The sequence below is a fragment of the Ideonella sp. genome (assembly GCF_036277275.1).
Taxonomy (GTDB): domain Bacteria; phylum Pseudomonadota; class Gammaproteobacteria; order Burkholderiales; family Burkholderiaceae_C; genus Ideonella.
The window spans coordinates 1-10461 of record NZ_DASUNH010000094.1; the positions used below are offsets into that span (position 1 = coordinate 1).

At 66.0% G+C, this 10461-nt stretch carries 9 protein-coding genes and 2 pseudogenes; 4 read left to right on the forward strand and 7 right to left on the reverse strand.

The genetic code is table 11. The features are described 5' to 3' along the window. Positions 1-171: 171 nt before the first annotated feature. The 7 genes and pseudogenes from VFY73_RS16135 to VFY73_RS16165 form a co-directional block, all read right to left on the reverse strand. A pseudogene (locus VFY73_RS16135) lies at positions 172-1307 on the reverse strand (site-specific integrase). 797 nt (positions 1308-2104) lie between these two features. After that, positions 2105-3340, reverse strand: a complete 1236-nt coding sequence (locus VFY73_RS16140) for an ROK family transcriptional regulator (RefSeq protein ID WP_329720539.1) — start codon at positions 3338-3340, stop codon at positions 2105-2107. 292 nt (positions 3341-3632) lie between these two features. Beyond that, positions 3633-4274: a nitroreductase family protein gene (locus tag VFY73_RS16145; RefSeq protein ID WP_329720541.1), complete on the reverse strand. Its 642-nt coding sequence runs from the start codon at positions 4272-4274 to the stop codon at positions 3633-3635. Positions 4275-4421: 147 nt separating this feature from the next. Then, a complete protein-coding gene (locus VFY73_RS16150) occupies positions 4422-5234 on the reverse strand; it encodes a formate/nitrite transporter family protein (RefSeq protein WP_329720543.1) in 813 nt (270 codons plus the stop codon). Positions 5235-5246: 12 nt separating this feature from the next. After that, positions 5247-5696: a TraR/DksA family transcriptional regulator gene (locus VFY73_RS16155; protein ID WP_329720545.1), complete on the reverse strand. Its 450-nt coding sequence runs from the start codon at positions 5694-5696 to the stop codon at positions 5247-5249. Continuing rightward, positions 5693-6160 (reverse strand): universal stress protein, encoded by a 468-nt coding sequence (locus tag VFY73_RS16160; protein ID WP_329720547.1) that lies wholly within the window; start codon positions 6158-6160, stop codon positions 5693-5695. The genes VFY73_RS16155 and VFY73_RS16160 overlap by 4 nt, the downstream gene beginning before the upstream one ends. Positions 6161-6205: 45 nt before the next feature. Next, positions 6206-6418 (reverse strand): hypothetical protein, encoded by a 213-nt coding sequence (locus VFY73_RS16165; protein WP_329720549.1) that lies wholly within the window; start codon positions 6416-6418, stop codon positions 6206-6208. Between the two features lie 235 nt (positions 6419-6653). On the opposite strand from VFY73_RS16165, the gene argF reads away from it, so the two are divergent. From argF to VFY73_RS16185, 4 genes and pseudogenes are all read left to right on the forward strand, one after another. Further along, positions 6654-7652, forward strand: coding sequence for an ornithine carbamoyltransferase (gene argF, locus VFY73_RS16170; RefSeq protein WP_329720551.1), 999 nt, complete (start codon positions 6654-6656; stop codon positions 7650-7652). A 10-nt stretch (positions 7653-7662) separates the two neighbouring features. Beyond that, positions 7663-8880, forward strand: coding sequence for an arginine deiminase (gene arcA / locus VFY73_RS16175; protein WP_329720553.1), 1218 nt, complete (start codon positions 7663-7665; stop codon positions 8878-8880). Positions 8881-8968: 88 nt separating this feature from the next. Further along, complete coding sequence (locus VFY73_RS16180) at positions 8969-10009, forward strand: hypothetical protein (protein WP_329720555.1); 1041 nt, start codon at positions 8969-8971, stop codon at positions 10007-10009. A gap of 216 nt (positions 10010-10225) precedes the next feature. Beyond that, positions 10226-10461: pseudogene (locus VFY73_RS16185) on the forward strand (hypothetical protein); the annotation flags it as partial.

A 10461-nucleotide genomic window follows, 5' to 3' on the forward strand; every position in this document is an offset into this window, starting at 1 on the left:
CAGGGTCTCGCCTTCACGCTGCTCACCGATTCCATGTACGAACAGCACGCCGAGCTCACACTTCTCTTCACCGGCGGTGTGGGATTCGTCTGTGGAAGTGATTGGCTCGTTCATGAGCTAGCACGTTATCACCCCGTCTCCTGCGCGCAGACTCACTCCCCTCATGCACTCTTAGGCGAGACGCTTCGCCAAGTCCTCGGCGCGCGGATGGTAGTAGCGCATCAGCATGCGCGGATCCTTGTGTCCAGTGATCTTGGTCAGCTCGTGCATCGGAAAAATGGATGCCAAGCGAGTTGTGGCCTCATGCCGCAGGTCGTGAAAGCGCAGATCTGTCAAGAACCTGTGATCCGGCCGATGCTTGGCGGCCTTGCATTCGTCGAGATAGATCTTGCGGGCTCGCGCCACGGCGCGTTCAAAGGCTCTGGTGACCGCGTCGCTGCGGATTTCAAACACTTGGCCAGAGTTCTCAACTGGCTCTTCGCTGTCATCATCTACCCTGTCAGCTTCACGTGCATCCTTCAACGCCTTCAGCACGGCGACGACACGCGAGGACAGGGGCACGTCGCGAGCACTGCCATTCTTCGTGGCGGGTAGGTGCGCGACACGACGCTTGAGGTCGAGATGTTCCCAGCGCAGCGAAATGATTTCGCCGCGTCGCATAGCAGTCTCGATGGCCCACCCAAACGATGGCTGGCAGCAGCGGCGAACCGCTGGCTGCAACAACTCGCTCAAGCTCGCCGTCGTCGGCTCTACGCGCTGAAGGTAGATCCTCCAGGTTCCGCATTCCAGCTTCAGGAAGTGACGCAGCAATCCGCCGGGCCCGTGCGTTGTTGGGCTGTGGCTTGCGGACCAGCTCGACCGGGTTGGAAAGACTCTCCATCCCCCATTCCTTTCGGGCGATGCTAAACACGTGCGACAGGACGGCCAGGCGGCGCAACACCGTCGCCGGCTTGTAGACCTTCAACCACTCGTCGCGCAGCTTTGCCAGGTCAGCGCTGCGGATAGACGCGAGGGGCCGCTTGGCCAAGTCGACAGCCATGCAGGCCTTCAAGACCGACTTCTCTTGAACGGATCCCTTCTTCGCCGCAGATACGTCTGTCTCGTACCCGCGTGAGCGCTTCGTAGAGCGTCGTCGCCTCGGCCTCGCTGCGGCTGAGCCACACGCCGCGCGACATTTCGGACTCGATCATCTTGGCCCAGGCTTCCGCCTCGGCCTTGGTGTTGAACGTCTTGCTCTGTGCGGGGTAGCCCTGCCGACGTACCTGCGCTTCCCACTGGTGCTGCCCACGCTTGCGGATGCTCGCCACTTCCCTCACACTCGTCTCAAACTGAGTGTGGCAATTTTGTGGCAAATATTCGCCAAACCCTCTGGAAGGCGCAATCTATCTAGAGCACTGTTTTTACCTTCGCAATGCGAAGGTCGGGAGTTCGATCCTCCTCGTCGGCCTTGTCACCCAAGGCTTTTTTTCTTGCCGGCTGGCGTCGGCGTCGAAGTGATCCAACAAGGAATCCCAATCGACCACCGCATGCGCCTCTCAGCCAACCACCCTTCCATGAGCCGCCACGGCATTTGGTGCTGCCAATGGGTAGTGCCGCGATAGGACCGGGGTAAGGCCACCACCTGCGCGCATCCGCGCCCCGGAGAACTGAAGATCACGCCATACAGAGGCCGCTTCGACGCCAGCGGCAAGTGATGAGGCCGGGCTGGAATGGCGGACAAAAGTCGACTGGGCTTGAACTTCACTTCGCTGCCACGCGTACCGAAGGTGAAGCTCGACACCACCGATCAATACGACTGGCTTCATGACAAACCTTCTCCGCGCCACCTTTCTGGGGGCCTCGCTTGCGAGTTGCGCCGTCGGTGCGTCAGCGCAGGGCGGCGCCGGCACGTCGGCCAGCGTCGCTGCACGGCGACTGCGGCGGGGTGCGCGCTTTGGGCCACGTCTCGACTCACCTCTGGAGAATGCGTCGCGTGCGGATCACTTCGGCACAGCAGCAGGCTGACAGCTGGGGGTGCGCACTTGGATCTCCGAATCGGCGCGCGCTCGCACGCCGCGGCCGTGGCTTGACTTGCCAAAGCCACCAAACCGGATCCCGAGTTACATCAGGCGGCCTCCTGCCTCGCCAGGTCACGGCCGCCCGCATAGCCCGGCGCGATGAGAGGCCGCGTGATCCGATAGCGGGCGAGCGCGGCGCCCCCCAAAGCCACCGCATCGATGCCAAAGCGCGAGATCCGCACCGGCAGTGGAGACAGACCTGCAGCTTCTGCGTAGTCGTTCAACGTGCGCCGCGCCGGATTCAGGAACGTGTCACCCAGTTCGATGGCCGAGCCGCCGAGCACGATGCAACCGGGGTCGTAGGCGGCGGACAGGTTCTGCAGCAACACCCCGAGGTAGTTGCCGGCTTTCTTCACTGCGCGCTGGGTATCGCCGTCGCCGGCGGCGAGCCGGCGCTGGACTTCGGCCAGCGGGTCATCCGCCGACCCACCGGGCAGCATGGCACGCGGGCCAATCAATGCTTCGGCGCAGCCCCGGCGGCCGCACGAACATGCGGGCCCCCCGACCTGCAGCACGATGTGGCCGACCTCGCCGGCGAATCCACGGCTGCCGGTCAGCAACCGATCCCCGACGATCACGCCGGCACCGACGCCCTGGTTGACGCTGACATACAGCAGCGGATCGGTGGCCTCAGAAGGGTTGAACTCCATTTCGCCCACGGCAGCCGCATCCGCCTCGTTCTGCAGGAACAGGGGCACGCCCTGGAGCGAAGAACCAACCAGCTTCTCGGCCAGCATGTCGCCCACTGGAACATCGCGCCAGTGCAGGTTGGGCGCAAAGTGCAGGAAGCCGCGCGCCTCGTCCACGCCGCCCGGCAGACCCACACCGATGCCGATAACGCGTTGAGTGCCCGCGTCCAACTGTTTGCAAGCCCTGAGCATGGCGTTCGCCACCACGGCAATGCAGGCCTTGGCGCCGCGCGCAGCGCCGTACCCGTAACGGGTACGCGCGAGCACATCGCCAGTGAGCGTGGTGGCCACGGCGCGAGCGCCTTCGATGCCCACCTCCACCCCTATCAGCACCAAGCGCGAAGGATCGATGAACAGCGGCGTTGGACGCCGGCCCAGGTCGCCAGTGGCGACGACCTCGTGCTCGATGAACCATCCCTCCTCGATCAGCTCGCGCACCAGCATGGTGACCGTGGACTTGGTAAGTTGCACGGCGCCGGCCAAGTCGGAGCGAGACAGGCCAGGGTGGGCGCAAAGGTGTCGCACGAGTGTCATGCGATTGATGCTCTTGAGCACCTGCTGATGCCCGGGCGCCTGGGAAAGATCAACTTGCAAGACGTGCTCTCCCGTTCTCGAGCGCTCGATGCTTGCCGCAGTGAAGTTCGCTCGACGAACCAATAAAGATGGTGATAACAGCTAGTGTAGTGGGTGACTGCGGGTTCGAATCGCTCCAAGTCCTGGGGGTCGCAGAGCACCTGTGCTTTCGCAAGAAAGCCGCGCCTCGCGCGCCACCAACGATCGTCCGACGACTTGAGCGTCGCGTAGGACGACGCGGCCGCTGCGTTCGAGGCGGTGTCACGCCTGCCCGGGAGCACCGGCGCACGGCCAAGGCCGCGCGGCGCCAGCGTCAACCCGGGTGGCCGACAGTCTGCGACAGCAGCACGTGCTGGCTCATCCCCAACCCGAGTGCGCGGGCGATGGCCTCGCGGTCAATCCATGCGCGCAGCACGGTCGCCAGGCCGTTGGCCGCGCAGTACAGCGACACGTTCTGCGAGATGGCACCAGCCGCCACGTACGCGAAGCCTTCGCGCTGCGTCACCGGGATGTGGCTCATGCGATCGTGGTCCGCAACGAAGACCAGATCCAGCGGCGCCTCGTCGACGAAGTCCTGGTAGCCGGTCACGCGTCGAATATCCGCCGCGGCCAACAGGTTCAGGGCATGCGCAGCGGGATCGTAGGCATAGGCCCCCTCCGGCAAGGCCGCGACGACAACGATTTCGTTGACACCCAGGGCAGACGGTGCCGTGCGCCTGCCGTCCTCGCGGTTGACGCCGTCGGCGGCCCAGAGCAGGTTGGCCAGCATCTGGCGTGGCAATGGATCGGGCCGAAACGCCCGCGTCGAACAGCGCAGGCTCAACGCCTGCATCAAGGCACCAGGCTGGTCACGCTGCGCAGGCGGCAGCTCCAAGCGCCGCGTCGAGTCACCCAGCGCAGGTGCCGGGCGCAGGGCGCCCATCGCGCCCAGCACCAGCTTCGTCAACGTGCTCATGATCATTCCTCCAACAGGGCGACGACCTCGTCGTCGGATGTCGGGCCGAAATGGAGGTCGTGGGCGCCGACGGCAACGACGCGATCTTCGATCAACCATTCCATCTGCGGCCCCCCGAATCGATCTCGATCTGCTACACGTTGCCGTTCATCCGGGCAAGGCGGGGCTGCGGCGCCCGACGCGGATGTAGATCACGTAGTACACGAGGGCCACCAGCACGCTGCCGCCGGCCAGGTTGCCTGCGATGACCGACACGAGGTTGCGCACCACGTCGGCGGCGCCGATCGGTGCGCCCAGCAACATGGCCAGCGGAAAGAAGTACATGTTGGCGATCGAGTGCTCGAAGCCGGCGGCCACGAACGCCGTGATCGGGAACACGATGGCCAGTACCTTGTCGGTGACGCTGCGCCCGCTCAGTGCCATCCATACGGCCATGCACACCAGCACATTGCACAGCACGCCGCGGAAAAACGCTTCGGCCACCGGCAGCTGGGCCTTGGCCATCGCGATGCCCACCACCGCCCGGCCCACACCGCCGCCGTTCATGTCTGCGTGCCCCGACAGCCAGACCAACGCGGCCAGCCCGGTGGCGCCGACAAAGTTCGCCATGCACACCACGCACCAGTTGCGCAGCACCTGACGCGTGCTGACGCAGCCATCGGCCCACCCCATCGCCAGCAGGTTGTTGCCGGTGAAGAGCTCAGCGCCGGCCACGGTCACGAGGACCAGCCCAAGCGAAAAGCACAGCCCGCCGAGCAGCCGCATGGCCGCGAATCCGAGGCTCGTGTCGCTGGCCACCAGCGTGAACATCATGGCGCCGAGCCCGATGAACGCACCCGCCAGCACGCCCAGCATCGACAGCGACAACAACGGAAGCTGCGCCTTGACGACGCAGAACTCCTTCACCCGGCCGGCGATCTCTCGCGGCGAGTAGGCATCGAACGCGTTGTCGCGCGGCAAGGGGCCCTGCACTCAACGAATGCGGGCACTTGCCCGCTCGAATGCCGACTGGCAGGAAGCGCAGCGCAGGGCCGCCGGTTCGACCAGCAGCCGCTGCAAGGCGATCGCCTCGCCGCAATCTTCGCAATCGCCATACGTGCCTGCGTCCAGCCGTGCCAGCGCGGCACGCACCTGCTGCAGCTCTTCGACGTCGCGGCGCTCTTCCGCATCGAGCACACCGTCCTGCGTGTGCCGCTGCGCCTCTTCCTTGAGGTCGGTCACGTCATGCTCAGCAGACGGCCGTCGTGCCAGTTCGTCGGCACGCACGTCGCTCTCCAGGTCGTGCAGCCGGTAGACCAGCAGGTCGCGAAGCTTGGTCAGGTGTGTTTGGGTGTCGATGTTCATGGTGAAGCGCCGGTGATGATCGATGACGATCGGGCCATTCTTCAGCTGGCCGATCCCGTGCGGATTGACGCCGGTCAACCCCGCTGTTGCCCCTCGGGTGGCTGACCGCGGACCAGCAGGACGGGCACGGCGCTGTCGCGCAACACCATCTCGGCGTCGCTGCCCAACGCGAGCCGCGCCACGCCCCGCCGGCCGTGCGTGCCCATCACGATGAGCCCGGCGCCGACCTCCTCGGCTTCGCGCAGGATCACGTCGCAGACCCTCAGGTGCGGGTCGTAGCGCACGGCACCATCGGCCGCCAGCGGCATGCTTCGGGCCCGATCGACCGCGGCGTGGACCAACCGCTCCCCGGCCGCATGCCAATCGGCCACCAATCGCTTCGGCGATGCGTGATCAGAGACCCTGCCGATGAGCAGGCGCGCGTCGACGACGTGCAGAACGTGCAGCGTCGAGCCCAGCTTCTGTGCCAGTGCCAGCGCTTCATCGAGGCCACGCTGCGCGGTGTCGCTGTCGTCGATCGGTACGAGGATGGGGGAGTACATGGTGGCGAGTCTGTGCGCCGAGCCAGGATGGAGACTTGCGCTTCGTCAATCCGGCGCGGTCGCGACCATTCGGTTGGTTCGACTTGGTTCGACGAATGGCTCGCCTGCCGCATTCGCGGCATGGGCCCGGAGGGACTTCGCAAGGGGTACCGAAACCACCCACACAAGCGCTTCCGGCCTGACGGGCTTGGGCAGCACGTCGTTCATCCCGGTGGCCAGGCATTCGGCCTCGGCCATCCGAGGCATCTGCATGTTCATCAGGATGATGGTCGTAGTCGCAAACTGCGCGGCGCTCGATCGCCTCGGCACCGTCCGTCTGCGGCAACGCCGCAACCCGTGTCCTCAACCTCGAAGCGGATCAAGAGATCGTCGCTCGCTTCAGGCTGAGCCGGCGTCGGTGAACGGGGCGCGAGCCCGGCCTTGCGCAGGATCAAGCCCCTCAGCCCGGCGCGGCGTTCTACTGCGCCCGTTCCATCAGCACCTGAGACACGCCATGGGCTTCAACCTTGTCAACCGCAGCCTGCTGACGCTCGACGAACTCCAGCCTCGCGGTGTGAGCCATTTGCTCGAGATTGCGCACGAACTCAAGAGAGCCAAGGCGGCCGGCACCGAGCAGCAGCACCTGCGGGGCAAGGAGATCGTGCTGTTGTTCGCGAAGACCTCCACCCGCACCCGCTGCGCTTTCGAAGTGGCGGCCTTCGACCAGGGCGCGCATGTGTCCTTCATCGGCCCGCACGATTCGCAGCTGGGGGAGAAGGAAAGCGTCAAGGACACCGCCCGTGTGCTCGGCCGGATGTACGACGCAATCGAATACCGCGGCTTCGAACAAAGCGTCGTGCGCGAGTTGGCTGCCCACTCCGGCGTTCCGGTCTACAACGGTTTGACCAACGAATACCACCCGACGCAGGTCCTGGCTGATTTCATGACGATGCAGGAGAACTGCCGCAAGCCGCTGGCCGAGATGAAGCTGGCCTACGTGGGCGACGCACGCTTCAATACGGCCGACTCATTGCTCGAAGGCGCCGCGATGATGGGGCTGGACTTTCGCATCGGCGCACCGCGCGAGCTGTGGCCGCCGCAAGTGGTGCAGGACAAGGCCCGCGCCATGGCCGAGCAAAGCGGCGCCCGGCTGCACCTGACGGCCTCGCCGCAGGAAGCGGTCGAAGGCGCCGACTTCATCTACACCGACGTCTGGGTCTCGATGGGCGAGCCGGCCACGGTCTGGGCCGAGCGCATCCCCCAACTGCTGCCCTATCAAGTGAACGCCGCGCTGATGCACGCCGCCGGCAACCCGAACGTCAAGTTCATGCACTGCCTGCCGGCGCTGCACAACCGCGACACGGCCGTGGGCGAGCGGATCTTCCAGCAGTTCGGGTTGGACGGCGTGGAGGTCACCGAAGAGGTGTTCGAGTCACCCGCCTCGATCGTCTGGGACCAGGCGGAGAACCGTCTGCACACGATCAAGGCCCTGCTCGTGGCCACGTTGGGCTGAGGGGCGCAACATGACCCACGGTGTTCACTCTGAAGCGGGCCATCTGCGCAAGGTGCTGGTGTGCCGCCCCGGGCTCGCGCAGCAGCGGCTCACCCCGAACAACTGCGCCGAACTGTTGTTCGACGACGTGATGTGGGTTTCGCAGGCCAAGACCGATCACTTCGCCTTCACCAGCGCCATGCAGGAGCGTGGTGTCGAGGTGCTGGAGCTTCATGCCTTGCTGGCCGACGTGCTGGCGCTGCCGGCCTGCCGCAGCTGGCTGCTCGACCGCAAGCTGGCGCCGCACCAGGTCGGGCTCGGTTTGGCCCGCGACCTGCGCGACTGGATGAACGAACTGCCGCCTCGTGAGCTGGCCGAGCGGCTGATCGGCGGCGTGGTGCGCGCCGAGTTGCCCTTCCCGCTGGCCGGCGGCCTGACCAACTACCTGGACGCGGCCGACTTCATCGTCGCGCCGCTGCCCAACGCGATGTTCACGCGCGACACCAGCTGCTGGATCTATGGCGGCCTCACGCTGAATCCGATGCACTGGCCCGCGCGCCGCGCCGAGACCTTGTTGATGAAGGCGATCTACCAGTTCCACCCCGCGTTCGCGCATGACGCGCGTGTCTGGTGGGGCGACCCGGAGCAAGACCATGGCGCCGCCACGCTCGAAGGCGGCGACGTGATGCCGATCGGCCACGGCACCGTGCTGGTCGGCATGGGCGAGCGCACCACGCCCCAGGCGGTGGCGTTGCTCGCGCAGGCCCTGTTCAGTGGCAGCTCGGTCGAGCGCGTGATCGCCGCCAAGCTGCCGCGCACGCGCGGCGCGATGCACCTCGACACCGTGATGACCTTCTGCGACATCGACCTGGTGACGGTCTTCCCCGAGATCGTCGACGGCATCCGCTGCACCAGCATCCGGCCTGGCGAGCAAGAAGGCGAGCTGGAATTCACCGCCGAACAGCAACCGTTCCTGCCGCTGTTGGCCGATGCGCTGGGCCTGAAGAAGCTGCGCACCGTATCGACCGGGGGCGATGCCTACGAGGCCGAGCGCGAACAATGGGACGACGGCAACAACGTGCTGGCGCTCGCCCCAGGCGTCGTCATCGCCTACAACCGCAACACCCACACCAACACGCTGCTGCGCAAGGCTGGCGTCGAGGTCATCACGATCCCCAGCGCCGAACTCGGCCGCGGGCGCGGCGGCGGGCATTGCATGTCGTGTCCGATCGAACGGGACTCGGTTTGATCAGTTCGGTCTGTGACGTATCAGGAAGCGGCCAGCCCGCTCTGTGTTGTCGAGGAGCCTTCCACACGAGGGCGATGTCAGGCGTCTTATGGCCATCACACCCTGCCCCGTCCATCCCAACCCCGCCCACCGCTGGAACGCCTGGCTGCTGGTCCTCGGCCTGGCGTGCGGCAACGCGCTGGCCAAGCCCCCGGTCGACCTGGGCGGGCTGCCAGGCGGCAGCTATTCGTCGGCGCGGGTCATCAATGCCAAGGGCCACATCATGGGCCTGGCGACCGACCCGCAGACCTTTGCCTACAAGCAGGTGATGTGGATCAACGGCGTCATCAGTGTCCGCTCCGAGTGTTGTGGCGCCGGCCTTGGCGTGCCGCGCGCCCTCAACAGGAAGCGCGAAGCGGCCGGCTACGCTGACGAAGGCTACGAAGACGGGCATTGGTACTGGGACACCAACGGCGCTCCCACCCGCCTGCCGGGGTTGCCCGGTGGCATCGACCGCGGATCGGCCTACGACATCAATGATGCCGGCCAGATCGTTGGCTACAGCGTCGACACGAACCTGAATCGACATGCGGTGGTCTGGAACCGCACCACCTTCGCGCTGGACCTGGGCAGCGAACTGGGCGCGACACACAGCTCGGCGACCGGCATCAACAATGCGGGCGACATCGTGGGCGACGCAGACGGCATCGTCTTCGTGAGGCGCAACGGGGCGATGACGACCCTGGGCCCAGGCCAGGCGCTCGACATCAACGACACCGGCCTGGTCGGCGGCTACGCCCCGGGCATGGTGCCCGTCCTGTGGCGCAACGGCGTGCGCGAGTACCTGCCGGGCCTGTTCGGCCCGATGGCCTACGGCCACACCATCACCAGCCTGAACAACGCCGGCGATCTGGTGGGCTTCACCTTCCAGAAGACCGGGCCGCTCTACAACACGGCGGTGCTCTGGCGCAACGGCAAGGCGGTCGACCTGGGCCGCTACCCTGGGGGCACCATCAGCGCTGCGTACGGCATCAACGACAACGGCCAGATCGTCGGCGAAGGCAACATCGAACCGGGCGGGCCGATGCATGCGCTGCGCTGGAAGGTGAAACCGGGCCAGCTCCCGGTAGTCGAACTCGTTCGCGACTGAGCGGTCGGCAACTGCCGGTGCAAGCGGCCTGTTGGGCCGGGGTGTGCGAAGAGCCGCCGGGCTGACCGGAGACAGCGGGCGGACCGTGGCCTGACAAGCATCAAGTCTTGCTGCGAACGCAGGGAGTAGCTTGCATGTCTTGACACCCTGGAATGCCGACATGGCATTTGCAACCTGCCGCCGACGAGGTCGCCGATGGACCGGAACGATCGCGCCATGAGCCCCAGGCGCCTGGCTTCGATCGTTCTCATTGCCCTGCTGTTGGCGGCCGCAGCCAGCAGCATGTACTGGGGCCTGTTCCAAACGGTCGACGTGCCCGTGGCCGTGGCCGCCGAAGGCGTCATCGCGGCACGTGTGATCGGTCCAGGGACCGTCCAGGCCCGCATCCCCGTGACACTCGGGGCCCGCGTGAGCGCCACGGTCAAGCACGTGTACGTCGATGTCGGTGACGA

Excerpts from the sequence above, each read along its gene's own strand:
- VFY73_RS16145 (WP_329720541.1), bottom strand. The coding sequence starts at position 4,274 with ATGAGCACGTTGACGAAGCTGGTGCTGGGCGCGATGGGCGCCCTGCGC.
- VFY73_RS16160 (WP_329720547.1), bottom strand. The coding sequence starts at position 6,160 with ATGTACTCCCCCATCCTCGTACCGATCGACGACAGCGACACCGCGCAG.
- VFY73_RS16165 (WP_329720549.1), bottom strand. The coding sequence starts at position 6,418 with ATGAACATGCAGATGCCTCGGATGGCCGAGGCCGAATGCCTGGCCACC.
- argF (WP_329720551.1), top strand. The coding sequence starts at position 6,654 with ATGGGCTTCAACCTTGTCAACCGCAGCCTGCTGACGCTCGACGAACTC.
- arcA (WP_329720553.1), top strand. The coding sequence starts at position 7,663 with ATGACCCACGGTGTTCACTCTGAAGCGGGCCATCTGCGCAAGGTGCTG.
- VFY73_RS16180 (WP_329720555.1), top strand. The coding sequence starts at position 8,969 with ATGGCCATCACACCCTGCCCCGTCCATCCCAACCCCGCCCACCGCTGG.